General features: G+C 65.7%; 23 protein-coding genes. 9 read left to right on the top strand and 14 right to left on the bottom strand.

Translation table 11 applies throughout. From position 1 onward, the window contains the following. Positions 1-61 precede the first annotated feature (61 nt). On the bottom strand, positions 62-2,710 hold the full coding sequence (pepN, locus tag shn_RS05615) for an aminopeptidase N (RefSeq protein ID WP_064329527.1): 2,649 nt from the start codon (positions 2,708-2,710) through the stop codon (positions 62-64). A 324-nt stretch (positions 2,711-3,034) separates the two neighbouring features. On the opposite strand from pepN, the gene shn_RS05620 reads away from it, so the two are divergent. Beyond that, positions 3,035-3,973, top strand: coding sequence for a DMT family transporter (locus shn_RS05620; RefSeq protein ID WP_064329528.1), 939 nt, complete (start codon positions 3,035-3,037; stop codon positions 3,971-3,973). A gap of 3 nt (positions 3,974-3,976) precedes the next feature. Here shn_RS05620 and shn_RS05625 read toward each other — a convergent pair whose 3' ends face one another. From shn_RS05625 to shn_RS05645, 7 genes are all read right to left on the bottom strand, one after another. Continuing rightward, positions 3,977-5,257: an MFS transporter gene (locus shn_RS05625; protein ID WP_064329529.1), complete on the bottom strand. Its 1,281-nt coding sequence runs from the start codon at positions 5,255-5,257 to the stop codon at positions 3,977-3,979. Between the two features lie 649 nt (positions 5,258-5,906). Then, a complete protein-coding gene (locus shn_RS36325; RefSeq protein WP_162852965.1) occupies positions 5,907-6,050 on the bottom strand; it encodes a hypothetical protein in 144 nt (47 codons plus the stop codon). A 57-nt stretch (positions 6,051-6,107) separates the two neighbouring features. Continuing rightward, complete coding sequence (locus shn_RS36330; protein ID WP_162852966.1) at positions 6,108-6,284, bottom strand: hypothetical protein; 177 nt, start codon at positions 6,282-6,284, stop codon at positions 6,108-6,110. Positions 6,285-6,496: 212 nt separating this feature from the next. Then, the gene (locus tag shn_RS05630; RefSeq protein WP_064329530.1) at positions 6,497-7,363 is read right to left on the bottom strand and encodes a uracil-DNA glycosylase family protein; all 867 of its coding nucleotides are present in this window, start codon (positions 7,361-7,363) and stop codon (positions 6,497-6,499) included. A 50-nt stretch (positions 7,364-7,413) separates the two neighbouring features. Further along, complete coding sequence (locus shn_RS05635; RefSeq protein ID WP_064329531.1) at positions 7,414-8,706, bottom strand: Hsp70 family protein; 1,293 nt, start codon at positions 8,704-8,706, stop codon at positions 7,414-7,416. A gap of 397 nt (positions 8,707-9,103) precedes the next feature. Continuing rightward, positions 9,104-9,892 (bottom strand): SDR family oxidoreductase, encoded by a 789-nt coding sequence (locus tag shn_RS05640; RefSeq protein WP_064329532.1) that lies wholly within the window; start codon positions 9,890-9,892, stop codon positions 9,104-9,106. Between the two features lie 11 nt (positions 9,893-9,903). After that, positions 9,904-11,319 carry an FAD-binding oxidoreductase gene (locus shn_RS05645; RefSeq protein ID WP_084437810.1) on the bottom strand — a complete coding sequence of 472 codons (1,416 nt, stop codon included), beginning with the start codon at positions 11,317-11,319 and terminating at the stop codon, positions 9,904-9,906. Positions 11,320-11,582: 263 nt separating this feature from the next. On the opposite strand from shn_RS05645, the gene shn_RS05650 reads away from it, so the two are divergent. From shn_RS05650 to shn_RS05670, 5 genes are all read left to right on the top strand, one after another. Beyond that, positions 11,583-13,247, top strand: coding sequence for an electron transfer flavoprotein-ubiquinone oxidoreductase (locus shn_RS05650; protein WP_064329533.1), 1,665 nt, complete (start codon positions 11,583-11,585; stop codon positions 13,245-13,247). 557 nt (positions 13,248-13,804) lie between these two features. Next, a complete protein-coding gene (locus shn_RS05655) occupies positions 13,805-14,215 on the top strand; it encodes a DUF3592 domain-containing protein (RefSeq protein WP_168168894.1) in 411 nt (136 codons plus the stop codon). 77 nt (positions 14,216-14,292) lie between these two features. Continuing rightward, complete coding sequence (locus tag shn_RS05660) at positions 14,293-14,922, top strand: L,D-transpeptidase (protein WP_064332464.1); 630 nt, start codon at positions 14,293-14,295, stop codon at positions 14,920-14,922. A 374-nt stretch (positions 14,923-15,296) separates the two neighbouring features. Then, positions 15,297-16,295 carry an ABC transporter substrate-binding protein gene (locus shn_RS05665; RefSeq protein ID WP_064329535.1) on the top strand — a complete coding sequence of 333 codons (999 nt, stop codon included), beginning with the start codon at positions 15,297-15,299 and terminating at the stop codon, positions 16,293-16,295. A gap of 149 nt (positions 16,296-16,444) precedes the next feature. After that, positions 16,445-17,332 carry a proline/glycine betaine ABC transporter permease gene (locus shn_RS05670; protein WP_064329536.1) on the top strand — a complete coding sequence of 296 codons (888 nt, stop codon included), beginning with the start codon at positions 16,445-16,447 and terminating at the stop codon, positions 17,330-17,332. Positions 17,333-17,398: 66 nt separating this feature from the next. Here the strand turns inward: shn_RS05670 and shn_RS05675 are convergent, their stop codons facing one another. Next, entirely contained in the window at positions 17,399-18,307 is a 909-nt protein-coding gene (locus shn_RS05675; RefSeq protein ID WP_064329537.1) for a DMT family transporter, read from the bottom strand. A 140-nt stretch (positions 18,308-18,447) separates the two neighbouring features. Between shn_RS05675 and shn_RS05680 the strand changes: the two genes are divergently transcribed. Beyond that, the gene (locus shn_RS05680; RefSeq protein ID WP_064329538.1) at positions 18,448-18,918 is read left to right on the top strand and encodes an Lrp/AsnC family transcriptional regulator; all 471 of its coding nucleotides are present in this window, start codon (positions 18,448-18,450) and stop codon (positions 18,916-18,918) included. Positions 18,919-19,027: 109 nt separating this feature from the next. Here the strand turns inward: shn_RS05680 and shn_RS05685 are convergent, their stop codons facing one another. After that, on the bottom strand, positions 19,028-19,444 hold the full coding sequence (locus shn_RS05685) for a DoxX family protein (RefSeq protein ID WP_064329539.1): 417 nt from the start codon (positions 19,442-19,444) through the stop codon (positions 19,028-19,030). 212 nt (positions 19,445-19,656) lie between these two features. After that, on the bottom strand, positions 19,657-20,895 hold the full coding sequence (locus shn_RS05690) for an MFS transporter (RefSeq protein ID WP_064329540.1): 1,239 nt from the start codon (positions 20,893-20,895) through the stop codon (positions 19,657-19,659). Between the two features lie 355 nt (positions 20,896-21,250). Here shn_RS05690 and shn_RS05695 point away from each other — a divergent pair, with 355 nt between their 5' ends. Then, positions 21,251-22,189 carry a diacylglycerol kinase family protein gene (locus tag shn_RS05695; RefSeq protein ID WP_064329541.1) on the top strand — a complete coding sequence of 313 codons (939 nt, stop codon included), beginning with the start codon at positions 21,251-21,253 and terminating at the stop codon, positions 22,187-22,189. A gap of 178 nt (positions 22,190-22,367) precedes the next feature. Here shn_RS05695 and shn_RS05700 read toward each other — a convergent pair whose 3' ends face one another. Continuing rightward, a complete protein-coding gene (locus tag shn_RS05700; RefSeq protein ID WP_064329542.1) occupies positions 22,368-23,726 on the bottom strand; it encodes a glutamine synthetase family protein in 1,359 nt (452 codons plus the stop codon). A 147-nt stretch (positions 23,727-23,873) separates the two neighbouring features. Between shn_RS05700 and shn_RS05705 the strand changes: the two genes are divergently transcribed. After that, positions 23,874-25,247: an aspartate aminotransferase family protein gene (locus tag shn_RS05705; RefSeq protein WP_064329543.1), complete on the top strand. Its 1,374-nt coding sequence runs from the start codon at positions 23,874-23,876 to the stop codon at positions 25,245-25,247. 6 nt (positions 25,248-25,253) lie between these two features. Here the strand turns inward: shn_RS05705 and shn_RS05710 are convergent, their stop codons facing one another. Continuing rightward, positions 25,254-25,643, bottom strand: coding sequence for a PIN domain nuclease (locus shn_RS05710; protein ID WP_064329544.1), 390 nt, complete (start codon positions 25,641-25,643; stop codon positions 25,254-25,256). After that, positions 25,640-25,870: a type II toxin-antitoxin system VapB family antitoxin gene (locus tag shn_RS05715; RefSeq protein WP_064329545.1), complete on the bottom strand. Its 231-nt coding sequence runs from the start codon at positions 25,868-25,870 to the stop codon at positions 25,640-25,642. Before shn_RS05715 ends, shn_RS05710 begins: the two co-directional genes overlap by 4 nt. Positions 25,871-25,902 lie beyond the last annotated feature (32 nt).

Genomic DNA, 25,902 nt, shown 5'->3' on the forward strand with positions numbered 1-25,902 from the left:
AGGGGCGCTTCGCGGGATGGCATCCTCTCCGGTCCTGCCGACCGGAGAGGATGCCGTTCGCTCACCCCTTCAGCATGCGCTCCACGATGTCGGAAACGTCCGAAGACAGCTTCTCGCCCGCCGCGATCGTGCGCAGCGCGTTGCGCGCATGGTCCGATCGGCCATCCTCCAGCGCACGCCAGGAGCGCATGGAGGTGAGGATGCGGGCGGCGAGCTGCGGGTTCTTCGGGTCGATCTCGAGGATCTGCTCGGCGAGGAAGCGGTAGCCGGCGCCGTCCGCCCGGTTGAAGCCGGTCGGGTTCGAGAAGGCGAAGGTGCCGACGAGCGCGCGCACGCGGTTCGGGTTCGCCTTGTTGAAGAGCGGGCTTTCCATCAGCGCCTTGACGCGTTCCAGCGCGCCGTCGCCCGGAATGGTCGACTGGATGGAGAACCATTTGTCGATGACCAGCGCATTGTCGGCAAAGCGGGCGCGAAAGGTTTCGAGCGCAGCCGCCGTCTCCGGCGCGTCCGGGAAGCGATGGGCGAGCACGGTGAGGGCCGCGCTGAGATCGGTCATGTTGTCGGCCGCCGCGAAGGCCTCCGCGGCGCGGGCCGGCGTGCCGTCGGCGACGGCGAGATAGGCGAGCGCGGCATTGCGCAGCGCCCGCCGGCCGGCGCTTGCCGCATCCGGCGTGAAGGCGCCGCCGGTGCGATGGCCCGCAAAGAGCGCGGCGAAGACGGCGGGATTACGGTTCGCCACGAAGGCGAGCACGGCTTCGCGGCCGGTGCGGATGGCGTCCGGGTCGTTGTTGCTGCCGAGTTCGCGGGCGATGTCGGATTCGGAGGGGAGCGCCAGCGCCTGCGCGCGGAAGGCCGGCTCCAGCGCCTCGTCGCCGGCAATGGCGATCAGCGTGTCGGCTAGGACCGGGTTCGTCTCGACCGTCTCACCGGCCCGTGCCTTGCGCGCGGCCTCGACGAGGTTCGGCAGGGCGAGGTCGTTCAGCGCCTGCCAGCGGGCGAAGAGATCGCTGTCGTGGCGGGCGATATGGGCAAGGTCGGCGGGCGCCTGCTCGAAATGCAGGTTGATTGGCGCGGAGAAGCTGCGGTTGAGCGAGACGACCGGGCGCGAGGCGATGCCGGAGAAGGTCACCGTCTGGCGGCGCTCCCGGAGATGCAGCACGTCACCGGTCACGTCGGCGCCGCTGACGGCGCTGGGCAGCGCCTCGGAACCGTCGGCGGAAAGGAGGCCGAAGCGCAGCGGGATGTGCATCGGTTCCTTCGTGGCCTGGCCGGGCGTCGGCGGGATCATCTGCTCCAGCGACAGCGTGAACGCACCCTTCGCCTGGTCGTAGCTCGACGAGACGCTGACGAGCGGCGTGCCGGCCTGGTGATACCAGAGCGAGAACTGCGTGAGGTCGACGCCGTTCGCCGCCTCGAAGCATGTGACGAAATCCTCGATCGTTGCGGCATCGCCGTCATGCCGCTCGAAATAGAGGTCCATGCCCTTCTTGAAGCCGTCCTTGCCGACGATGGTCGCGATCATGCGCGTCACCTCGGAGCCCTTTTCGTAGACGGTCGTCGTGTAGAAGTTGTTGATCTCGCGGTACTTCGTCGGGCGCACCGGATGGGCGAGCGGCCCGGCATCCTCCGGGAACTGCTCCGATTTCAGGTGGCGCACCTCGGCGATGCGCTTGACGGCGCGCGAGCGCTGGTCGGCGGAGAATTCGTGGTCGCGGTAGACCGTCAGGCCTTCCTTGAGGCAGAGCTGGAACCAGTCGCGGCAGGTGACGCGGTTGCCGGTCCAGTTGTGGAAATATTCATGCGCGATGATCGCCTCGATATTCGCATAGTCCTGGTCAGTGGCGATCTCGGGGTCGGCGAGCACGTATTTGTCGTTGAAGACATTGAGCCCCTTGTTCTCCATGGCGCCCATGTTGAAGTCGGAGACGGCGACGATCATGAAGATGTCGAGGTCGTATTCGCGGCCGAACACCTCCTCGTCCCACTTCATGGAGCGCTTCAGCGCGTCCATGGCATAGGCCGCGCGCGGCTCCTTGCCATGCTCGACATAGATCCTCAGCGTCACCTCGCGGCCGGACATGGTGGTGAACGTGTCCTCCACGACGCCGAGATCGCCGGCGACCAGCGCGAAGAGGTAGGACGGTTTCGGGTGCGGATCGAACCAGGCGGCGAAATGCTTGCCTTCGCCGTAGCCGGCGCCTCCGAGGAAATTGCCGTTGGACAGCAGCAGCGGGCAGCTCGCCTTGTCGGCGATGATGTTGACCGTATAGACGGCGAGCACGTCCGGCCGGTCGGGGAAATAGGTGATGCGGCGGAAACCCTCCGCCTCGCACTGGGTGCAGTAGACGCCGTTGGTGCGGTAGAGGCCCATCAACTGGGTATTGGCCTCCGGATTGATCATCGTCGTGATGGTGATCTCGAAGGGGTCCGTCGCCGGCAGGTCGCGGATCGTCAGGCTGTCGGGCGTGGCGTCGTAGCGCGCGGCATCCATCTCCATCTGGTCGAAGAGCAGGCCGGTCATCACCAGTTCGTCGCCGTCGAGCACCAGCGGTGCGGCGGGATCGGCGCCTTCGCGGCGGTGGAAGATCAGCCGCGCCTCGACCTTGGTTTCCGTCGGGTCCAGTTCGAAGGTCAGGTCGACGCGCTCGAGAACGAAGTCGGTCTGGCGATAATCTGCCAGATGAATGATCCGGCCGTTCTCTGTCCGCATGATATGTCCTGCTCGTTGCCGTCCGGGCCGTATCGTTTTCGTACAACGTCACGGGCGGCGCGGACGGTCTGCCCCCAAATTCCATGGATTGATAAGCTTATTGGCTTAACATCTCATTTCCATGGGCCTTCGCAAACTGCAAATTTGTGTTTTGCCGGGACAGTCGTTTCCTCCTGCGGATCCGATCAAAATTATCCGTGACGCATCACCAGAATTGATCCCATCCGCCAGCCGATCCGGATAGACTTGCCGCCAGCCTGAATCGGTTCTCCGGTCTCTCCTCAACGCCTGATGCCACGGCCCGCCGGCCGTGACGAGTTCTCCATGGACATGCCGTACTCCAACCCCATGCGGGGCATTTCGCTCAAGGTCATTTCCGTGGTGATCTTCCTGTGCATGTCCGCGCTCATCAAGGCGGCCGGCAAGGATATTCCGGCAGGACAGATCACCTTCCTGCGCTCCGCCTTCGCCATGGTGCCGATCATCGTCTTCCTCGCCGTGCAGGGCCAACTGCGCGACGCCTTCCGCACCAACGACATCTTCGGCCATTTCAAGCGCGGCTTCGTCGGCATCCTCTCGATGGGGTGCGGCTTCTACGGGCTCGTGCACCTGCCGCTGCCGGAATCGATCGCGCTCGGTTATGCGCTGCCGCTCGTCACCGTGGTCGTCGCCGCGATCGTCCTCAAGGAGAAGGTCGGCATCTATCGCTGGACGGCGGTGCTCGTGGGGCTCCTGGGCGTCGCCATCATAAGCTGGCCGCGCCTGACGTTGTTCCGCGAGGGCGGCTTCGGTTCCTCGGAGGCGACGGGCGCGCTCGCCATGCTGGCCTTCGCCGTGCTCGGCTCCTTTGCCATGGTGCTGGTGCGCAAGCTGGTGCAGACGGAGCGCACGCCGACCATCGTGCTCTATTTCTCGCTGTTCGCCTCGGTCTTCTCGCTCGGCACGCTGCCTTTCGGCTGGACCGCGCTCGGCTGGCCGTCGCTCGGCCTGATGGCGCTCGCCGGCTTCTGCGGCGGCATCGCGCAGCTCCTGCTGACGGCGAGCTATCGCCATGCCGACGTCTCCACCATTGCGCCGTTCGAATATATCTCGATCGTGCTCGGCCTCATCATCGGCTATGTCGTGTTCGGCGACGTGCCGACGCAGACCATGCTCGTCGGAACGGCCGTCGTCGTCGCCGCCGGCATCTTCGTCATCCTGCGCGAGCATCAGCTCGAATTGAAGCGCCGGGCGGTCCTGCGCCACCAGACCCTTCAGGGATAGGCATCAGCGCCATTCCGGCGTCGTCGTATCCTCGATGCGCGCCTCCACTGCCGCATCCGGCTGGAGCGCGGCGGCCGCGGCATCGGCGCCCAGCGGCTGCGCCGCCATCGCCTGGTAATCGGTCTTGACGACGAGGCCGTCGTTCTCCTCGCGCCGGCTGATGCGCCAGGCGGCATAGGCGCCGTAGAGCACGAAATAGGCCGCCAGCACGACGAACAGCGCGCCCGGCCCGAACCGGTCCATGATCGGGCCGACCATGATGGGGCCGGAAATGGTGCCGACGCCATAGACGATCATCATGCCGGAAGAGACCTCGACATATTCGTCGGGCTGCGCGCGGTCGTTGGCGTGCGCGACGTTCAGCGCATAGATCGGGAAGATGACCGAGCCGACGAAGGCGGCGACGACGTAGAGCAGCACCGGCGGCCCGCCGGCGACCGCGGCCATGGCAAGGCACGAGACCGTGCCGACGATACCGCAGGCCACCATGACGAGGCGGCGGTCCATCCGGTCGGAGGCCCGGCCGATCGGGATCTGCGAGAGCGCGCTGCCGAGGAGCACGCAGGCGAGCAGCGTTGCCCCCTCGGCGGTTGAAAGCCCGCTGCGCTGCGTGAACACGCCGCCGAGGTTCAGCCAGGCGCCGGACATCGCCCCGGCAAGGAAAGCACCGATAACAGCGACAGGCGAGCGCCGGTAGAGTTTTGCGACATCGAAGCGCGCCTGCGTCGGCGGGGCCGGCAGCGGCGAGGAGGTAAGTGCCGTCGGCAGCAGGGCGACGGAGAAGATGATGCCGCACAGAATGAAGAGCGAGGTGTTGGACGGGTCGCCGAGCGGCACGAGATATTGCCCGCCGATCGTGCCCACCATGGTGGTGATCAGGTAGACGGAGAAGATCGAGCCGCGGTTCTCGTTGGTCACGCGTTCGTTCAGCCAGCTTTCGATGATGAGGTAGCTGCCGGAAATGGCAAAGCCCGACATGGCGCGAAACGCCATCCAGGCGCGCCAGTCGACGACGAGGGCGCAGAGCAGGATGCCGATGGCCAGCAGCGTGATCAGCGCCACGAAGACGCGCACATGCCCGACGAGCAGCACGAATTTCGGCGTGACGATGCAGGAGAGCGTGAAGCCGATCGTATAGCCCGTCGCGATCATCGAGATCGTCTGCGTCGACCAGCCCTCCGCGACCGCGCGCACCGGCACGACATAACTCTGCAGCCCGAAGGCGACCATCATCAGGAGGGTGGACAGCATCAGGCTGAGAATGGAGATGAGGCTCGCCAGCATGGGGGCTCCGGGGAAGGCGCGTTCGGTGTCGGAATGTCGCTCTATTGCGACGGCCGCGCGCTGTCCACTGCGACAGTGGCTGGCGTAAAGCAATCAGACTTCCGAAACGCTCCCGGCGAACAGAAGGAATTCCCGGTTGGGTTGTGGTATGGGTGAGTGTCGGGCGAATGCCCGGCGAAGTGAAAGGAGGTGAGACGTTTGCGAATCCGGATTTCGGTTGTTGTCAGGCTGTTTGGTTGGCGCCTAACCCTGACAGTCAGCCGATAAAATAGGGGGCCGGGCTTCGGCCCGGTCTCCACCGGAGGAAAAGGCGTCTCACCTCCTCACGATGAGGACAATAACACAGCGCCGGCAGGCTTCAAAGTCGCACAGGACTATTTGCATCGCCAGAACGGGCGGGAAACGCGGCCTGGTTGTGCTATGAGAAGGCGCCAGGCAAAAAAGCCGCGGCAAAACGAAAGGAGGTGAGACGTTTGAAATTCCGGCTTACGCTGACGATCAGGTTCAGGACTTGGCGGTTCACCCTGACGATCAGCTAAGAAACGGGGATCGGGCTTCGGCCCGGTCTCCACCGGAGGAAAAGGCGTCTCACCTCCTCACGATGAAGACAATAGCACAGCGTCGGCCGGCTTCAAAGCCACGGCCGGGCTCAGTTCGGCAGGAAGGCCTTGAGCGGGTCGCGGCGCTGCGCGGCGTCGCGCGGCAGGGAGGCCAGCACGGCATATTCCCGGGCGGCGTTCACGGCGGCGCGGATATCGGCGATGTCGGACATCAGCTTGCGAAGAGTGGCCATGGTCTGCTCCTGGGGTCGGTCTGCATCGGAAGGCGCCGGCGGGCGCCCGGCATCGGCTCAGCGCTGGATGAACTCGGCGAAGAGCTGGACGGGGCGGTGGATGCGGGCGAAACCGGAGGCGGTGAGCTGCTCGTTGGCCGGGGCAGCGATGCCGCCGAAGCCGTGGCCGGTGCGAAGACCGCAATGGCGGAGCGTCTCGAAGCTCGAATGAATGGGCCGAAAGCGGGCGGTCATGGGTCGATTCCTTAAATCCTGTCCTCCCGTATCGTTATATTGCGCCGCAACATCGATTTTGCAATGCGACATTCTGCCCGGCAGATATGTGCAAATCGCATGACTGGTGAAACATTTTGTTCATGCTTGCGGCATGTTTTTGGCATTGGCTGCCGATGGCGGGCGGGCTTTCAAAATCAAGCCATTGATAAATATCGATATTGTCTTGCCGGCTAGGCCCGGAGCCCTGCACGAAAAGCAAGCAGGTCCTGCCAGACGAGACGCTTGCTGACGGGCGCCGTCACCAGATCCTGCGGGTGAAGCGTCGCAAAAGCCGGGATGGTGCGGCCGGAAATCGCAACCTCCCGCCATTCTCCCCGCAACTGGTGGATCGTGTCGCTGGAGCGCAGCAGGAATCGCGCGGCGAAATTGCCGAGGATCAGCAGGTGATTCGGCTCGGCGAGCGCGATCTGCCGCTCGATGAACGGCCGGCAGATATCGGCCTCGCGCTGCGAGGGCGGGCGGTTGCCGGGCGGCCGCCACGGCACGACATTGCTCAGCAGAAGATCGGCCCGGTCGAGGCCTATGCCGGCGAGCATGCGGTCGAGCATCGTGCCCTGACGGCCGGAGAAGGGCTGGCCGTCGCGGTCGTCGTCGGCATTCGGCATGGCGCCGATCACCATGACCGACGGCTTCGCATTGCCCGCGGCAAAGACGAGGCAGCGGGCGCTGGTCTTCAGGTTGCAGCCGTTGAAGGCCTCCATGGCCGTGCGCAATTCCTCCAGCGAGCGGGCGCTGCCCGCCGCGAACTTGGCCTCGGCCACCGCCTGGCTGTCCGGTATCGCGACATTGGGCAGGACGTTCGGGGCAGGGGCCGCGGCGCGCGATTGCTCCTGCCGGGCCGGCGCCGGCCGGGTGGCCTGCTGCGGGGCGGGGGCGGTTTCCCGCGACGCCTGCATGCCGCGCGCCGCGCGCATCGCCTCGAATTCGGCGATGCGGTCGACGGCCTCTTCCTCCAGCAGCCATTCGACGCCGGCATCCGCATAGAAATGCAGGAGCGATCGGAGCTGTGCGGGATTGAGGTCGTTCGCGGCGTTCATGGCTGCACCTTAGCGAAGCGGCCTGCCGGAGGAAAGCGCCGCCGTCATCCTCATGCCGCCCATTGCGCCACATCGTCGCTTTCGCCGATCAGCGCAAGGCCGTGGGCGATCGAGAGCAGCTCGCCGCCGCTCTCGATGCGGTCCGCATCGAAGCGACGGGTGAAGACGCGCCTGACGGCCGGCACGAAGGAGGTGCCGCCGGTCAGGAACACCTTGTCGATGGCGCCGGGCGCGGTGCCGGTCTTCTCCAGAACCTCGTCCAGCGCGCCCTCGATGCGGGCGAGGTCCGGCGCGATCCACTCCTCGAAATCGGAGCGCCTGACCATCCTGCGGCCGGCGGCGCCGAGCGGGGCGAAGTGGAATTCCGCCTCGTCCGCTGCCGACAGCGCCATCTTGGTGGCCGAGATCGCCTGATAGAGCGGATAGCCCTCGTCATGCTCGACGAGATCGATGAAGAGCTCCAGCTTTTCCGGCTCGAGCGACGAACGGACCAGCGACTTGAGGTCGGCGAATTCGCGCGTCGTCTTGAAGATCGAGAGCTGGTTCCAGCGGGCGAAGTTGGCATAATAGCCGGACGGCACCTCCAGGACCTTGTCGAAGCTCTTGAAGAAGCTGCCCTTGCCGATCTCCGGCGCGACGAGGCGCTCGATCATGCGGGCATCGAAGTGGTCACCCGCGATACCGACGCCCGAATGGCCGATCGGCTGCGCCGTCAGCCGGCCGGCCTGCCGCTCGAACCGGATCAGCGAATAGTCCGTCGTGCCGCCGCCGAAATCGGCGACCAGCACGGTGGCGTCGCTCTTCAGCGTCTGGGCGAAGTAGTAGGCCGCCGCGACGGGCTCGTAGACATAGTGGATCTCCGGGAAGCCGAGCCGCGTCAGCGCCGCGTTGTAGCGTTCAAGCGCGAGCGCCGGGTCCGGGCTGGCACCGGCGAACTGCACCGGCCGGCCGGCGATGACGCGCGAGACGTCCGCCGGCCATCCATCGCCCGCATAGGCCTTCAGGCGGCGCAGGAACACCTCCATCAGGTCGTCGAAGGCATGGCGGCGGGCAAAGACCAGCGTGCCCTGGAAGAGGGCGCTCGCGGCAAAGGTCTTGATCGACTGCAGGAAGCGGCAGTCGCCGGGATTGTCGATGAACTGGCGGATCGCCGCCTGCCCGGCCTCCACCTTCAGCGCCTGGGCGCCGACGACCGGATCCTTCATGAAGGACAGCGCCGTGCGCATCGTGTCGGTGATGCCGACGCTGCTGGTGAAGGTCATGGACCGTGTCGCCCCGGCGCCTTCGGAAAGCGCCAGAACCGTGTTCGTCGTGCCGAAATCAAGCCCGAGTGCCCGTGCCATCGCCGTGCCCCTTCGATCGTCGAAAATGTGTTGAAGCGGAGCGAAAGCCCCGCGCGAAAGGCGCGTCGGCGCGCCCGGAAATGGGAGAGCGCGCCAGATGGCACAGGCGGGCGGGGAAGGCAAGGGGGAAGGTATGATTGCCCCTCAGCCTGATCTTCTCCCCGAGGTGGGAGGCCTGTTGCCTATGGAGTTCGGCGTCGCCCCATCCCCTTCTCCCCCGCAGGGAGAAGGTGCCGGCAGGCGGATGAGGGGGATGGCGAAGGCGCAGACGATCCGTCCGAACCACCTTCTCATCCGACCCTTCGGGCCACCTTCTCCCCGGGGGGGAGAAAGGAAAACGGCAACGGTTTCCTTCCCTGTGCGATGGCCTGCCGGACGAGGGTCGGCCCCCGACACCTCAGACCGAGCGCGCCGCGCCGCCGTCGCAGCGGATGAGGCTGCCGGTGACGTAGCTGGCCGGCGCGCTGCACAGGAAGGCGGCGGTCGCCGCGAATTCCTCCACGGCGCCGTAGCGCCGGGCCGGGATCGCCCGTTCCGAGGCCGCGCGCACCTCGGCGACGCTCCTGCCGCTGCGCTCGGCGGCGGCGGCGTCGAGGCTCTTCAGCCGGTCGGTCAGGATGCTGCCGGGCAGGAGCATGTTGCTGGTGATGCCGTATTCAGCGACCTCGCTCGCCAGCGTCTTCGACCAGCCGGCCAGCGCCGGGCGCAGCGTGTTGGACAGCGCCAGGCCCGGGATCGGCTCGATGACGCCGGAGGAGGCGACCGTCAGGATGCGGCCCCAGCGCTGCTCCTTCATGACGGGCAGCAGCCGGTTGGTGAGCGTGATGATGCGCAGCACCATGGACTGGAAATAGGTGGCCAGCTTTTCCTCGCTCATGTCCTCGGTGGAGCCGGGCGTCGGCCCGCCGGAATTGTTGACGAGGATATCGACCCCGCCGAGCTTTTCCCGCGTCGCCTTCACGAGCGTCTCGACGACGTCCTCGTCGCTAAGATCGGCCTGCACCCAGTCGGCGCGGCCGGGGCCTGCCGCATTGATGGCCGCGCAATTGGCCGCAAGCGTCTCGGCGCTGCGCCCGCACAGGAGGACATGCGCGCCCTCGCGGGCGAGCGCTTCGGCAATGCCCTTGCCGAGGCCGCGGGAGGAGGCGAGGACGAGGGCGCGTTTGCCGGCAATTCCTAGATCCATCGTGGTCTGTCCTATGTTCGGGGCGCGTCGGCGCGATAGGGCACCTTGCCCGGATTGAAGAGGTTTTTCGGGTCGAGCGCGGCCTTGATCGCCTGCGCCACGGCGCGGCGCGATGCATTGCCGTAGCTGAGATAGGCGCGGCGCTTCTCCGTTCCCACCCCGTGCTCGGCGGAAAAGCTGCCGCCGAGCTCCGCGACGCCGGTATAGACGGCGTCCTCGATCGGTTCCTTGACGCCCGGTGCGGCCACGCCGTTGCCGATGACGGAAATATGCAGGTTGCCGTCCGCGACATGGCCGTAGACATAGGCGTCGAAACCCGGATCGACGGCCTTCAGCCGCTGCCGCAGGCCGTCGACATATCCGTCGAGCGCGCCCGGCGGCACGGAGACGTCGAAGGACGGTGCGGCCGGGAAATGCCGGTACATGAAGTCGCCGTCCTCGCGCAGCGCCCAGAAGCGCCGGGCCTGGTCGAGCGAGGCGGCGACGATGCCGCTGGTCAGACCGTGCTCCTCCCAGAGGGCGGCGAGGCCCTCTTCCAGCGCCTCGCGGGCCTCCGCCTCGCTGCCCGCGGACACTTCCATCAGGAGGATGGCGGGCGTATCGGCCTCCAGCCAGCCGAGGTCGAAGCCCTTGTCCGCCGCGCTGTCGCGCAGATAGCGCTGCCACATCAGCTCGGCGCCCTCCAGCTGCAGGGCCGGCCGGCTGCGGAAATGGGCGATGAGCGCGAGGGCGGCCGTGGCGTCGGGCACGCCGACGAGCGCGGTGGCGCGCATCGGGTTGAAGCTTTCGAGCTTCAGCACGGCGCGGGTGACGAAACCGTAGGCGCCTTCCGAGCCGATGAGCAACTGCTTGATGTCAGGCCCGGCGCTGACCTTCAGCACGCGCGTCAGGTCGCTGACGAGGCTGCCGTCCGGCATCACCGCCTCGATGCCGAGCACCTGGTGGCGCATCACGCCGTTGCGGAAGGCGAGGATGCCGCCGGCATTGGTGGCGATCATGCCGCCGATGGTGGCGCTGCCGCGCGCGGCAAGGTCGATGCCGGGAATGAGGCCGACGTCCGCCGTCGCCTCCTGCAGGGCCTGCAGCGTGACGCCGGCGCCGACCGTGACGGTGCGGGCAAGGGGATCGATGGCCTCGATGCGGTCGAGGCGGGCGGTGGAGAGGATGAGCTCGCCCGGCCGGCTGATGCCGCCGCCGACAAGGCCGGTGCGCCCGCCCTGCGGCACGACGGGCACGTCGTTTTCGAAGCACCAGCGCACCACGGCGGCGGCCGCCTCGGGCGTCGCCGGCTCGGCCATGGCGCCCGCGCCGAAATTGCCGGCATGTTCGCCAGGATGCCGGTTCGTCAGCCGGTCGCTTCCGACAAGGTGGAGCGTGTCGCCGAAATCGTTCAAGTCGCGTTCGAGCGATCGGATAATCTCGGACATGTTCCCGTTTCCTCTGCCGATGGGCCGGCTCGAATGCGTAGTGCGGCGGAGAGGCGGAATCAAGCGCGCACCGGCTGATACGGGCGGCAATCGATTGACGTTTACGTGAAAGTCAATAAACTTTCGACCCTGTCATGATGTCATGCGCAAATGCAGGGAAACTCTGTCGCAGAACGGCTCGACAAGACTTTCGGCATTTGCCATGACAGGCTAACCAGAGGGAATTGCCGCGGCTTTTGAGGGGTTGCGGGGTGGAGAGGCGAATGAGCGAAGAAATGGAACTCCCCGAACGCGAAAGCATGGAATTCGACGTTGTGATCGTGGGTGCGGGTCCTGCGGGCCTGTCGGCAGCGATCCGGTTGAAGCAGGTGAACCCTGACCTCACCGTCGTCGTGCTGGAGAAGGGCGCGGAAGTCGGCGCGCATATCCTGTCCGGCGCCGTCGTCGATCCCATCGGCATCGACCGCCTCTTGCCTGACTGGCGCGAGGACGCCGACCATCCCTTCAAGACCGAGGTGACGGACGACCATTTCCTCTTGCTCGGCCCCGCCGGCTCGGTGCGCCTGCCGAACTTCGCCATGCCGCCGCTGATGAACAACCACGGCAACTACATCGTCTCGCTCGGCAATGTCTGTCGGTGGCTCGCGACCAAGGCGGAAGAACTCGGCGTCGAGATCTATCCCGGCTTTGCCGCGACCGAAGTGCTCTACAACGACGAGGGCGCCGTCATCGGCGTCGCCACCGGCGACATGGGCATCGAGCGGAGCGGCGAGCCCGGCCCGAACTACACCCGCGGCATGGCGCTGCTCGGCAAGTACACGCTGATCTCCGAAGGCGTGCGCGGCTCGCTGGCCAAGCAGCTCATCGCGAAGTTCAGGCTGGACGAGGGCCGCGAGCCGCAAAAGTTCGGCATCGGCCTCAAGGAACTCTGGCAGGTGAGGCCCGAGAACCACAGGCCCGGCCTCGTCCAGCACTCCTTCGGCTGGCCGCTCGGCATGAAGACCGGTGGCGGCTCGTTCCTCTATCACCTGGAAGACAACCTCGTCGCCGTCGGCTTCGTCGTGCACCTCAACTACAAGAACCCCTATCTTTTCCCCTTCGAGGAATTCCAGCGCTTCAAGACGCATCCCGCCATCAGGGGCACCTTCGAGGGCGGCAAGCGGCTGTCCTACGGTGCGCGCGCCATCACCGAGGGTGGCTACCAGTCGGTTCCCAAACTGTCGTTCCCGGGCGGGGCGCTGATCGGCTGCTCGGCCGGCTTCGTCAACGTGCCGCGCATCAAGGGCAGCCACAATGCGGTGCTCTCGGGCATCCTCGCCGCGGAGAAGCTGGCGGATGCGATTGCGGCGGGCCGCGCCAATGACGAGCCGATCGAGATCGAGCAGGGCTGGCGCGACAGCGCCATCGGCTCGGACCTGAAGAAGGTCAGGAACGTCAAGCCGCTGTGGTCGAAGTTCGGCACGGCGGTGGGCGTGGCGCTCGGCGGCCTCGACATGTGGACGAACACGCTGTTCGGCGGATCGATCTTCGGCACGCTGAAGCACGGCAAGACGGATGCCGAGAGCCTGGAACCGGCGGCCAAGCACAGCCGCATCGACTATCCGAAGCCGGATGGCGTCTTGACCTTCGACCGCCTCTCCTCGGTGTTCCTGTCGAACACCAACCACGAGGAGGACCAGCCGATCCACCTGCAGCTGAAGAACCCGGAGCTGCAGAAGACCTCGGAGCTCGACGTCTATGCCGGTCCGTCCACCCGCTACTGTCCCGCCGGTGTCTACGAATGGGTGGAGAAGGACGGCAAGGACGTGTTCGTCATCAACGCGCAGAACTGCGTGCACTGCAAGACCTGCGACATCAAGGACCCCAACCAGAACATCAACTGGGTGCCCCCGCAGGGCGGCGAAGGGCCGGTCTATCCAAACATGTGATGTCTGGGAGAGGTCGGGCTGCACGGACCCTCGCCTGAAAGAGCACGGCGAGGGGACGGTCTGTCCTGATATGTGATCTTCGGCCGGCCGCAGGGATGCGTGCCGGAGGCACTGGCGAAGGCCCGATCCATCCGGCCGGGAGCAGGGCAACCGCATGTGGAGTGCGACAATGCCGCTCCTCCCTTCTCCCCTGCGGGGAGGAGGTGGCCCCTACGGGTCTCGCCAGGGGCGAGCCCGAGGACAGGCCCCGGGTCGGATGAGGAGCGGCTTGGGCGGATCGGTTGCGCCTCCGCCATCCCCTTCATCCGCCTGCCGGCACCTTCTCCCCGCGGGGGACAAGGGGGATGTGGCAACGATTTCCTTCCATAGGCGATAACCCTGCGGCCGGGAGCGGTGCGGAGGCGCCTGCCTGTCCTCTTCCGGCAGCTTCAAGTTGCCGGGCCGGCCCTGTATAGTTCTTGCCGAACGGGGGAGGGATCGGCGACATGCAGGCCGGGCCGGTATTCGGAAGGGCTGGGCGCGGGTGGCGAACCGGCATTGCGACCATCATTGGCGCCGTGCTCGTCGTCGTCGGGCTGCTGGCGGCCTGGGGGCTGTGGTCGGTGCATGGCATCTACCGGGACCTGGCCTCGTCCGGCCACACCGTCGAGGCGGAGATGACGGGCTTCGAGGCCGCCTGGGTGGGAAGCCGCGCCAGCCGCCGCGAGGTCTATTACCCGATCCTCGAATTTACGACGGCCGAGGGGCAGCGGATCCGCACCACCTCCTACACCGCCATCGACCCCGCCGGTTACACACCGGCCGCGCGGGTGACGGTCATCTATTCGGCGGCGGATCCGGCGCTTGCCATGCCGGTCTCGGCCCTTTCGGCCTGGCCGGATGGCACGGCCTGGGCGATCGGTGCTTTCAGCCTGTTGTGCCTTCTGGTCGGCGGCATCCTGCTGCGGGCCGGCCTTGCGCGGCCGTGAATGCCGGCGCTTAACCTAGCATTAACCATAAACGCATAATTTTCAGCCCCATAGATGACATATTAGGGGCTTTGGACATGTCGATTTCCCGCCGCGGATTCCTGCTCGGCGCATCCGCACTGCTTGCCGGCTGCGCGACGAACGGCACCAGCGACCGTGCCAATTACGGCGACAGGCTGGACGAGAAATTCCCGCTGAAGGCGATTCCGATCGACAAGATCAAGCCCGAGCTGCGCCGCCAGGAAGTCGCCTATGACACCGGCCATGCCGCCGGCACCGTCGTCGTCGACACGCCGGCCCGCCGGCTCTACTACGTGCTCGGCAACGGCCGGGCGATGCGCTACGGCATCGGCGTCGGCCGGCAGGGCTATTCGCTGGCCGGCAGCGCCTATATCGGCCGCAAGGCGGAATGGCCGAGCTGGACGCCGACGCCGAACATGATCCGCCGCGATCCCAAGAAGAACCTGAAATATGCCGGCGGCGTGCCCGGCGGCCTCAACAACCCGCTCGGCGCCCGCGCCATCTACCTCTACCAGAATGGCAACGATACCATGTTCCGCATCCACGGCACCAACCAGCCGTGGTCGATCGGCGAGGCCATGTCGAGCGGCTGCGTGCGCATGCTCAACCAGGACGTGATCGACCTCTACGAACGGGTGAAGACCGGCGGACGCGTCCACGTCATCCAGGGCCGGCGCATGGCCTGACGGGCGGCACGCTCGCGACAGCGCGCACGTGACGCGCAGCAAGAGGGGTCGGCGTTCGCCGGCCCTTTCGGTGTTTTCATTCTTTGAAAAAACTGAATTGCATCATAACATTGCCGTCGCGACCCCACGCTTGGACAAAGTCGGGGCGGTCTTGCGAATTTGGCCTTTCCATGACGCATAGGGGTCAATGGCAGACGCATTCGTACCGGCATTCGACCGCGTAGCTGCAAAAGTCGAGGATGCGGCATCGTGGAAAGAGAAGGCCCCCGACTGGCCCTGTCCAGGATGGATCCGCAGAGGAATCACGGGCCCGGCGCCGGCGGTGCAGCGGGCCCTTGTCGGCACAATGACACCGCCGAAATGAGGGAACGGACATGAAACATCTACTTGCTTCCACCTGCCTCGTCGCCGGCCTCCTGGCCATGACGGGCGCGGCGCGCGCCGAATGCGGCGACGTGACCATTGCCAGCATGAACTGGCAGAGCGCCGAGGTTCTCGCCGCGCTCGACAAGTTCATCCTCACCGAAGGCTATGGCTGCAATGCCGAAGTCATCGTCGGCGACACGGTTCCGACCATCACCTCGATGATCGAGAAGGGCGAGCCGGACCTGGCGCCCGAAGGCTGGGTCGACCTGCTGCCGGACGTCGTCAACCGCGGCATCGAGGAAGGCAAGCTGATCGGCGCTGCCGTCGCCCTTTCGGACGCCGCCGTTCAGGGCTGGTGGATCCCGAAATACATCGCCGACGCCAACCCGGACATCAAGACGATCGACGACGCGCTGAAGCACCCCGAACTGTTCCCGGATCCGGAGGACAAGTCGAAGGGCGCCGTGCACAACGGCCCGCAGGGCTGGGGCGGCACGGTCGTGACCGGCCAGCTCTACAAGGCCTATGGCGGGGAAGCGGCGAATTTCACGCTGGTCGACACCGGCTCGGCCGCCGGCCTCGACGGCTCGATCGCGAAAGCCTACGAGCGCAAGGAAGGCTGGGTCGGCTACTACTGGGCGCCGACGGCCCTTCTCGGCAAGTACGAGATGGTGAAGCTCGACCACGGCGTTCCCTTCGACGAGGCCGAGTGGAAGCGCTGCAACACGGTTGCCGACTGCGCAGACCCGCAGAAGAACGACTGGCCGAAGGACAAGGTCCAGACGCTGGTGACCAAGGCCTTCTCCGACCGCGCCGGCGCTGACGTCATGGGCTATCTCAACAAGCGCGCCTGGTCGAACGACACGGTCAACAAGCTGATGGCCTGGATGACCGACAACCAGGCGAGCGGCGACGATGGCGCCAAGCATTTCCTGGAGGAGAACGAAGCCCTCTGGAAGGATTGGGTCTCGCCGGAAGCGGCCGAAAAGATCAAGGCCGCGCTCTGACCGGCTGATCGAACCAACCGGGCGGCGCGTCTTCGGGCGCGCCGCCTCACCTTCGTTTCATCACATGCCGCCGGCGCATCATCGGGCGGCATCTATCAGGGTTGGCTTGAAGACCGGCGCAGATCGGTCAAGGCCGGAAGGGGATCGACATGGAATGGTTCACGAAATTTCCGACGATGGACGCAAATAGCCTGCGCGATCTCAAGAAGACGATCGATGAGGGCTTCCGCACCTTCACCCGCGCCTATGGCGACGGCATCGAATCGATCTTCGAGCCGCTGCAGCACTTTCTCATCTGGTCCGAGCGCTTCATGACGCGCACGCCCTGGCCGATCATCCTCCTGCTGATCGCGCTCGTCGCCTGGTTCGCCAGCCGCAACTGGAAGATCGTCGCCGGCGCCATCGGCACGCTGCTGGTGATCGGCTATTTCGACATGTGGGACGACACGATGAAGACGGTCTCGATGATCTTCGTCTGTACCGTGCTGTCCATCGTCATCGGCATTCCGATCGGCATTCTCATGTCGCGCTCGGACCGGGTGCAGAGCGTCGTCAACCCGATCCTCGACGTGATGCAGACGATGCCGAGCTTCGTCTATCTGATCCCCGTCGTCATGCTGCTCGGCATCGGCAAGGTGCCGGGGCTCATCGCGGTGGTCATCTACGCCATCCCGCCGATGATCCGCCTGACCAATCTCGGCATCCGCCTCGTCGACAAGGACGTCCTGGAAGCGGCGGATGCCTTCGGCTCGTCGAGCTGGCAGAAGCTGAAGAACGTGCAGATGCCGCTGGCGCTGCCCACCATCATGGCCGGCATCAACCAGACGATCATGATGGCGCTCGCCATGGTGGTCATCGCCTCGATGATCGGCGTGCAGGGCCTCGGCCAGCCGGTGCTGAAGGCCATTTCCAACCAGTATTTCACGCTCGGCATCTTCAACGGCCTCGCCATCGTCGGCATCGCGATCATCTTCGACCGCGTCAGCCAGGCCTTCGGCAAGCGCCTGCAGAAGCACCGCGAGATCATTCACGGTTGATAACGGGCACAGGGCACGAAGAAGGGCACCCCGGCGAGCGCCGCGGGTGCCTTTCCTGTTTGCCGGTCAGCGTTTCGGCGAGAGGACGCCGGTGGAAAGGGCGACGCCCGCTCCGACGACCAGCGCCGCCGTGATTTCCGCCGCGCCGAAGCTCTCGCCGAGGAACACCGCGCCGCCGAGCGTCGCCAGCACCGGCGTGATGGCGGTGAAGGCGGCGGCCTGGCTGCCGCCGAGCGTGCGGATGGCGGTGCCATAGGCGAAGGTGGCGATAAGGCCGGAAAGGATGCCCTGGCTGGTGACCTGCAGCGCGAGGTCGGGCAGGGAGGCCTCGCCAAGATGCGTGCCGAAGAGCGCGGCCAGGACAAGATGGATCAGGAAGGACCAGACGGCGATGAGGGCCGCGCCCTCGAGGGCCGAGAGGCCCGAGCGGCGGAAGGCATGGGTGAAGCCGGCCCAGAGCACGGCGCCGAGCGGCAGCAGCAGGAAGCCGGTCGTGGTCATGCCGCTCTTCTGCAGGCTGGCGGCAAGCAGGATGACGACGCCGGCGACGATGGCCGCAAGCCCGGCAAGCCGCATGCGATCCGGCCGCTCGCCGAACAGCGTGATGCCGATGAGGGCCGTCGCGAGCGGCATGGACCCGCCGAGCAGGATGCCGCCGGGCGCGGCGGGCGTGGTGTGCAGCGCCGCCGCCGTCACCTGGAAGAACAGCGCGCCGGCGCCCGCAACCATCACGACGACGAGTCTTGCCGGCACATGCTTCGGCATCAGCCCGGTCTTCAGCCAGACCGGCGCGAGGAGGAGGGCCGGCACGCCGTAGCGGATGAGGCCGATATCGATCGTGCCGAGCGGCGTTGCCGCCGTGTGGCGCGTCGCGAGCACCCAGGTCGCCCAGATCAGGACCGTGACGACCGCGCCGGCATAACCGGCGACGAGGGGATTGGTCTTCCCCTCGGAAGAAAGCGAGACCATGGCCATGGCGATGTCCTTTCTGCGCTGTGGCTCAATTCATGGCCGCAACTTAGCGCCGAAGGCCGGGGCATGTCCTTGCGTGTTGTGCCGTCTGAAATGTAGGATGCGCATGATCATGCCAGGAATAGCCAGAAAAGTTCTCGAATATGCCAAATCTGGATAAATTCGACATCGCCATCCTCAAGGTGCTGCAGGAGGATGCGCGGGCGACCAATGTGGAGATCGCCGAGCGGGTGAACCTGTCGCCGTCGCCCTGCCTGCGCCGCATCCGCAACCTGGAGAAATCCGGCGTGCTGCGCGGCTATCGCGCCGATATAGACCGCAAGGAGGTCGGCCTCGGCCTCACCGTCTTCGTGGAGATCAAGGTGGGGCAGCACAGCCGGGAGAATGCGGCCGCCCAGCAGGAGGCGCTGCTCGCCATTCCCGAAGTCGTCTCCTGCTTCCTCATTTCCGGCAATGCGGATTTCCTGGCGGAAGTGGTGGTGGAGGACCTGTCGGCCTATGAGACGCTGCTGACCGAAACCCTGCTCGCCTTGCCCGGCGTCACCGACATCCGCTCCAATTTCGCGATCCGCAGCATCAAGACGGGCGGCCCGCTGAAGCTGCCGACCCTCTGACGCGGAAAACCGCCCCGACGAGCGGCGTCGGGGCGGTTGGGACGGCCGGAGAGGCGGGGCCGTCCTGGGCGGTGCTCCCGGAGAGAGGGAGACGCCGCCCGGCCTGTCGTCAATGCGCAGGGACGACAGGCGCTTTTGAGGATTTCCAGGCGACGACCATCAGCGCGCCGATGACGGTGATGTGCTCCATCACGACGTAGAACTCGATCGTGCGCAGCGGCTCCTGCATGGTCCAGAAATTGTGCGCGATCGGGATGGTGAGGGCGGTGAAGACGGCGAGCATGCCGGCGCCGAGCCAGGTCCAGCGGTTGGCGATGATCAGCGCCGAGCCGACGAGCTGTGTGATGGCGACGGCGATGTTGAAGAGCAGTGCCGGCTCCAGCCCGAAATGCGCCATCTCGGCGACGCCGGCGTTGAAATCGGCGAGTTTGGCGATGCCGGAGAGCCAGAACATCGAGGTGAAGATCGTGCGGGCGAGGACGCCGAAGGCGCGGCTGCCGGTGATGCTGTCGATAAGCGCGGACATGCGATGTCTCCAGGGGTGTTCAGGGGCCTGCGGAGTGTCTTTCGACCGTTCTCCGATTGCAACCCGCCGTTTCATTCGTTGCGTTCAGCGGGTTGCGATGGCCTATATCTACCAGAGTCCCGGCCCGGCCCTGTCACCCCGGTAACAGGGTGCGGAAACGAGAACGGCGCCCGAAGCGGGCGCCGTGCAAGTCGTTTTCCGGTTGTGGCGGGTCACTCGGCCGGGCAGGCCGACGCTGCCGCGCGCTCGGTCTTTTCGAGCGCCAGCGAAACGAGGAAGACGCCGAAGCCGATCACCGCGGTCGCCGCCCCCACGAAGCCCATCGCGCCGTAGCCGTAGCCGGCGCTGATCGCCATGCCGCCGAAGAGCGCGCCGAGCGCATTGGCGACGTTGAAGGCGGAGTGGTTGAGCGCGGCGGCAAGCGTCTGCGCATCGCCGGCGACATCCATCAGCCGAGTCTGCAGTGCCGGGCCGACGACGAAGCTGCAGCCGATGAGGAAGCAGCAGATGCCGAGCAGGACCGGGTTCTCCGCCGTCAGCGACAGGCTGATCAGCACGAAGAAATAGAGCACCAGCGACCAGCCGATGGTGCGCATCAGCGAAAGGTCGGCCAGCTTGGCGCCGAAGATGTTGCCGACGATCATGCCGCAGCCGAAGATCGCCATGATGACCGGCACCATGCCGACATTCAGCCCCGCGACCTCGGTGACGATGGGCGAGATGTAGGAGAAGACCGCGAACATGCCGCAAAAGCCGCTGGCGGCGATGCCGAGCGTCAGCCAGACCTGCTTGCGCTTCAGCGCACCGAGCTCGGTGAGCGCGTTGATGCCCTTCGGCGCCTTGTCGCGCGGCAGGAAGATGGCGATGAGCGCGACGGTCAGCAGACCGGTGATGCCGACGGCGACGAACATGAACTGCCAGTCGAACAATTGGCCGAAGAAGGCGGCGAGCGGCGTGCCGATCAGCGTGGCGACGGTAAGCCCCAGCATGACCTTGCCGACCGCCTGCGTGCGCCTGTTGACCGGCACCATGGAGGCGGCGACGAGCGCGGCGACGCCGAAATAGGCGCCGTGGGGCAGGCCGGAGAGGAAGCGGAAGAGGATGAAGCTCTCGAAGGTGGGCGCGACGGCGCTGGCAAGGTTGCCGGCGGCAAACAGGCCCATCAGCACCAGCAGAAGATCGCGCCTGCGGAACCGCGCGCCGATGACGGCGATGACCGGGGCGCCGACCACGACGCCGAAGGCATAGGCGCTGATGACATAGCCGGCCTCGGCCGTCGTCACGCCGAAGGTGGTGCCGACATCCGGCAGGAGGCCCATGATGGCGAATTCGCCGGTGCCGATGCCGAAGCTGCCGACGGCGAGCGCCAGGATGATGAGGGTGACGGTGAGCGCCGAAAGCGGCGGCTGCCCGGAGGAGAGGGCGGCATGGGGCAAGGCATGTTCGGACACGGGATGGCTCCGCAGGGATTGCCCAGGCGCGACGAACCGGCGACAGACCCGGCACGGGCGGCCACTCCTCCTGGCTGCTGATGCGGTATGGTCCGGCCGGAAAGGCCACGATGGGGAAGGTACAGTCCGGCCGGCAAGCGTACTCCCGACGCAGGCGACCGGGCGGCACTATATCAGAGCCGGCCGCGCTGCCTACTGCGATTTTTAACCCGTCCCCCATTTGGCCATGGGGCGGTATGCTCACGAATTATTGCGCCATGTTTCACGCTCGCCTGCTAATCGCCGCTTTCTCGCTTAATCTAATGGATCGATCATCACCCTTCAGGCGTTCTCGGCCAAGACGCGGAGTATGCGAATGAGAGTACAGGCGATATTCAACAGGGACGGGGGGACGTTCCGCACCACCGACATGGAGGCCTATGCCCGCCACGCGGAGAAGGTCTTCTACGAGGCGGGGCACCACCTCGACTGCGATATCGTGGAGGGGGCCGATATCGAGATGGCGCTGCGCCGCTGTTCGGAGCGCACGGATCTCGACGCGATGCTGGCGGGCGGCGGCGACGGCACGGTTTCGGCCGCGGCCGGCCTTGCCTGGCAGAGCAAGATGCCGCTCGGCATTATTCCCGCAGGCACGATGAACCTTTTCGCGCGCTCGCTGAACATCCCGCTCGACATCTGGCAGGCGATCGACGCGCTGGCCGATGGCGACATCGCGGCGGCCGACATCGGCACGGCGGACGACCGGGCCTTCGTGCACCAGTTCTCCGCCGGCCTGCATGCCCGCATGGTGCGCCTGCGCAATGCCATGACCTACCGCTCGCGCCTGGGCAAGATCGCCGCCAACACCCGCGCTGCCGTCGGCGTCATCCTCGATCCGCCGGAATTCGAGGTGGAGTTCAATGTCGACGGCGTCGAGGAGCATCGAAAGGTCTCCGCCATCAATGTCTCGAACAACCGTTTCGGCGAGAACGGCCTGCTCTATGCCGACGACCTTACCGGCGGCCATCTCGGTTTCTACACGACGAAGCCGCTGAAGCCGGCAGGCGTGGCGAAACTCGCCTTCGACATCCTGCGCGGAAAATTGCGGGAAAATGCCGACGTCACCGAGATGACCGGCACGGAGGTCGACCTGCATTTCCCGAGGGTCGACCGGGCGATCAACTGCGTCATCGACGGCGAACTCTTGCCGATGGACCGCGACGTCTCGATCCGGCTGCATCCGGGCGAATTGAAGGTGATGGTGCCGAAGGTGCAGGCGAAGACCATGGCGACGAGCGAACCGGCGGCGGCTTGAGTCTGGCGCTACCCCCCTCTGCCCTGCCGGGCATCTCCCCCTCAAGGGGGGAGATCGGCAAGGAGCGGGAACTTTGCTCAAATTACCAGTCTATGAGGGGCGAAACGGTGCTCCATCCGATCTCCCCCCTTGAGGGGGAGATGCCCGGCAGGGCAGAGGGGGGTAAGCCGCGTTCGCCCTAAATCCGCGGCAGATAGGTCTGGTAGTCGAAATCCGAAACCGTGCGCAGGTAGACGATCGCCTCCTTGCGCTTCGTATCGCCGTAAAGCTTCTGGTACTCCGCGCCGAACGCATCCTTGATGAAGGGCGAGGCCGAAAATTCTTCCACGGCCGTCAGGAAGTCGTGCGTCAGGCGCTTGGCGTCCGGCGCGTCCTTGCCGGGCTCCGTCACCGGACCCGGATCGAGATCCTCATCGAGGCCGAGCAGGATGCCGCCGAGGATCGCCGTCAAGAGCAGGTAGGGATTGACGTCGGCACCCGCCACGCGATGCTCGACGCGCGCCGCCGGGCCGTCCTTGTCCGGAATGCGGATGGCGGTGCCGCGATGGCCAAAGCCCCAGGTGAGATCGACCGGTGCGAAGGAGCCGGGCTGGAAGCGGCGGTAGGAATTGGCGAAGGGCGCGAAGACGAGCTGCGCGTCGCGCATCGTCTGCAGCATGCCGGCTGAGACCGATTTCAGCTTCACCGGCTCGCCGCCCCGGGCGTCGAGGATGTTCCTGCCGTCCCTGTCGATGACGCTGCAATGCACATGCAGGCCGGAGCCGGCATGCTCGGCATAGGGTTTCGCCATGCAGGTGGATTTCAGCCCGAAGCGGCGCGCGGCCTGCTCGGCGATGCGCTTCAGATAGATGCAGTCGTCGGCGGCGGCGAGCGCATCCGGCCGGTGCAGGAGGTTGATCTCGAACTGGCCGGGGCCGAATTCCGCCGTGGTTGCGTCCGCCGGCAGGTCCATCGCCTTCGCCCAGGCACGCACCGTCTGGAGATAGTCGTCGAGCGCATCGGTCGCGCGCATGTCGTAGAGCTGGAAACCGTTCGGCTGGTCGCGATACATCAGCGCCGCCGGCGGGCGCGGCTTGCCGGTCACGCGAAAATCGTCCTCCACCACGTAGAATTCCAGTTCGGTCGCGACGACGGGTGTCAAGCCCCTGTCTTCGAACCGCTTCAGCATGCGGGCGAGGATGGCGCGCGGGTCCATGAAGGAGGCGGTGCCGTCGAATTCGTGCATCGTGGCGAGCACCTGGCGCGAGCCTTCCGGCGCCCAGGGCATGGCGGTCAGCGAGCGGCGGTCGGGAATGCACACGCCATCCGGGTCGCCGACGGAAAGGGACAGGCCCGTGATGTCGTCATTGTCGTCGCCCCAGATGTCGAGCGACTGGGTGGAGGAGGGCAGGCGCACCGAACCGTCCCAGATCTTCTTCTCGCCTTCCGGCGGAACCTGCTTGCCGCGCAGGTCGCCATTCATGCCGACGAGGAGGATTTCGATACGGGGCGGGGTATTGGCGGGCGGCGAACCGGCTGCCTTGGTGTCGTTTGTCATGGTGCCTGCTTCGGTTTGGCGGGAGGCATGGACAAGAAATTTGCTTTCGCTCGATCTCTTGCCAAATGCCTGTTGTATGGGCATTTTCGTAACCCATTCTGTCCCGCCGTTCAATAAGGCGGGATCTACCCCCAAGGATGTAGTCAAATGTCGAACAGCAGTGCAGCAGCCGTATCCAACCTCGGTGCCCTCGATGCCGCCCATCACCTTCATCCCTTCTCGGACATGAAGAAGCTGAACGCGACCGGCACGCGCATCATCGAGCGCGGCGAGGGCTCGTACATCTTCGACAACCACGGCAAGCGCTATCTCGACGGCTTCGCCGGCCTCTGGTGCGTGAACATCGGCTATGGCCGCAAGGAGATCGCCGAGGCCGTCGTGCGCCAGATGAACGAGCTGCCCTACTACAACACCTTCTTCGGCACGACGACGCCGCCGGCCGTGCTGCTCGCCCAGAAGATCACGTCGCATGCCGGTCCGAACATCAACCGCGTCTTCTTCACCGGCTCCGGCTCGGAAGCCAACGACACCTGGTTCCGCATGGCCCGCGTCTACTGGGGCGCCATGGGCAGGCCGACCAAGAAGGCGATCATCGCCCGCAAGAACGGCTATCACGGCTCCACCGTCGCGGGCGCTTCGCTCGGCGGCATGAAGTGGATGCACGAGCAGGGGGACCTGCCGATCGCCGGCATCCACCACATCGACCAGCCCTTCTGGTATGCCGAGGGCGGTGACCTCTCGCCGGAAGAGTTCGGCCTGAAGATGGCCCGCCAGCTCGAAGAGAAGATCGACGAACTCGGCGAGGACAATGTCGCCGCCTTCGTCGCCGAGCCGATCCAGGGCGCGGGCGGCGTCATCGTGCCGCCGGCCAGCTACTGGCCGGAGATCGCCCGCATCTGCAAGGCGCGCAACATCCTGCTCGTCGCCGACGAGGTGATCTGCGGCTTTGGCCGCACCGGCCACTGGTTCGGCCACCAGCATTTCGGCGTGGAGCCGGACCTCGCGCCGATCGCCAAGGGCCTTTCGTCCGGCTACCTGCCGATCGGCGGCGTGATGGTCTCCGACCGCGTCGGCAATGTGCTGGTGGAAGAGGTCGGCGACTTCAACCACGGCTTCACCTATTCCGGCCACCCCGTCTGCGCCGCCGCGGCGCTGGAGAACCTGCGCATCATCGAGGAGGAAAAGCTCGTCGAGCGCGTGCACGACGATATCGGACCCTACCTAGCCGCGGGCCTGAAGTCGCTGGAAGACCTGCCGATCGTCGGCGAGGTCCAGCAGGTCGGCCTGATGGCCGCCGTCCAGCTCGCCGAGGACAAGTCGACCCGCAAGCGCTTCGAGGACAAGGAAAAGGCCGGCGTCACCGTGCGCAACCATTGCCTGGAAAACGGCCTCGTCCTGCGCGCCACCGGCGACCGCATGCTCTTCTCCCCGCCGCTCGTCATCACCCATGCGGAGGTCGACCAGATGATCGACATCACGCGGAAGGGGCTGGAGCATGCGTGGGAGGTGATGACGGCCTGATTGGCCTTACGCGATCCGAAGGCCGAGATGCTCGGCCATCGGATCGAAATCCCTGTCGGCATGGAGCAGGCTGTGACCGTGCTCCATGCAGTAGGTGCCGATGATGAGATCGGCCGTCTTTCGGATGGTGATGCCCTTCGTACGGAGAAGACGGAAATTCGCGGCGGCTTTGACTGCAATTTCTGGCGAAAGCATCGCGGCTTGCGCGAAGGCCGCCAACTCTTTCTGCAGGTCGGTCGCATGCTTATCGCTACGAGCGCCGCGCAGAACTTCCAATAAGACGATATCGCCAACGATGGTTTGTGCCGGGTTCGGAATTGCCCTGAGCCGCATGACCTCGGGCGTATCGCGGTCATGGATCAGCGCGATCCAAACAGAACTATCGACAGCGATCATTCCGCAGCGTCTGGAAGCAATTCTTCGTCCGGATCGATATCCGTGCGCATTTCGTCGAGGTCGCCCTCCCAGCCCATGCCGCGAAGGTTTTCGAGAGCTTCGCGGCGCTCCCAATTTTGCACGAGTTCACGAAGCGCCAGATCCACGATAGCCTTCTTCGTGGACAGGCCGGTGAATTCTTTTGCTTTCGCAATCAAATCGTCATCGAGATCGATGTTCGTGCGCATGGCGGCCTCGTGTGCATGAAGTAGGAAAATCA

This window comes from Shinella sp. HZN7 (genome assembly GCF_001652565.1).
GTDB lineage: Bacteria > Pseudomonadota > Alphaproteobacteria > Rhizobiales > Rhizobiaceae > Shinella > Shinella granuli.

Bases quoted from the DNA above. Each gene is read 5' to 3' on its own strand.
- shn_RS05645 (WP_084437810.1), bottom strand. From the start codon at position 11,319: ATGTCCGAGATTATCCGATCGCTCGAACGCGACTTGAACGATTTCGGC.
- shn_RS05670 (WP_064329536.1), top strand. From the start codon at position 16,445: ATGGAATGGTTCACGAAATTTCCGACGATGGACGCAAATAGCCTGCGC.
- shn_RS05625 (WP_064329529.1), bottom strand. From the start codon at position 5,257: ATGCTGGCGAGCCTCATCTCCATTCTCAGCCTGATGCTGTCCACCCTC.
- shn_RS05650 (WP_064329533.1), top strand. From the start codon at position 11,583: ATGAGCGAAGAAATGGAACTCCCCGAACGCGAAAGCATGGAATTCGAC.
- shn_RS05635 (WP_064329531.1), bottom strand. From the start codon at position 8,706: ATGGCACGGGCACTCGGGCTTGATTTCGGCACGACGAACACGGTTCTG.
- shn_RS05680 (WP_064329538.1), top strand. From the start codon at position 18,448: ATGCCAAATCTGGATAAATTCGACATCGCCATCCTCAAGGTGCTGCAG.
- shn_RS05685 (WP_064329539.1), bottom strand. From the start codon at position 19,444: ATGTCCGCGCTTATCGACAGCATCACCGGCAGCCGCGCCTTCGGCGTC.
- shn_RS05640 (WP_064329532.1), bottom strand. From the start codon at position 9,892: ATGGATCTAGGAATTGCCGGCAAACGCGCCCTCGTCCTCGCCTCCTCC.
- shn_RS36325 (WP_162852965.1), bottom strand. From the start codon at position 6,050: ATGGCCACTCTTCGCAAGCTGATGTCCGACATCGCCGATATCCGCGCC.
- pepN (WP_064329527.1), bottom strand. From the start codon at position 2,710: ATGCGGACAGAGAACGGCCGGATCATTCATCTGGCAGATTATCGCCAG.
- shn_RS05695 (WP_064329541.1), top strand. From the start codon at position 21,251: ATGAGAGTACAGGCGATATTCAACAGGGACGGGGGGACGTTCCGCACC.
- shn_RS05700 (WP_064329542.1), bottom strand. From the start codon at position 23,726: ATGACAAACGACACCAAGGCAGCCGGTTCGCCGCCCGCCAATACCCCG.
- shn_RS05660 (WP_064332464.1), top strand. From the start codon at position 14,293: ATGTCGATTTCCCGCCGCGGATTCCTGCTCGGCGCATCCGCACTGCTT.
- shn_RS05705 (WP_064329543.1), top strand. From the start codon at position 23,874: ATGTCGAACAGCAGTGCAGCAGCCGTATCCAACCTCGGTGCCCTCGAT.
- shn_RS05715 (WP_064329545.1), bottom strand. From the start codon at position 25,870: ATGCGCACGAACATCGATCTCGATGACGATTTGATTGCGAAAGCAAAA.
- shn_RS05665 (WP_064329535.1), top strand. From the start codon at position 15,297: ATGAAACATCTACTTGCTTCCACCTGCCTCGTCGCCGGCCTCCTGGCC.
- shn_RS05630 (WP_064329530.1), bottom strand. From the start codon at position 7,363: ATGAACGCCGCGAACGACCTCAATCCCGCACAGCTCCGATCGCTCCTG.
- shn_RS36330 (WP_162852966.1), bottom strand. From the start codon at position 6,284: ATGACCGCCCGCTTTCGGCCCATTCATTCGAGCTTCGAGACGCTCCGC.
- shn_RS05710 (WP_064329544.1), bottom strand. From the start codon at position 25,643: ATGATCGCTGTCGATAGTTCTGTTTGGATCGCGCTGATCCATGACCGC.
- shn_RS05620 (WP_064329528.1), top strand. From the start codon at position 3,035: ATGGACATGCCGTACTCCAACCCCATGCGGGGCATTTCGCTCAAGGTC.
- shn_RS05675 (WP_064329537.1), bottom strand. From the start codon at position 18,307: ATGGCCATGGTCTCGCTTTCTTCCGAGGGGAAGACCAATCCCCTCGTC.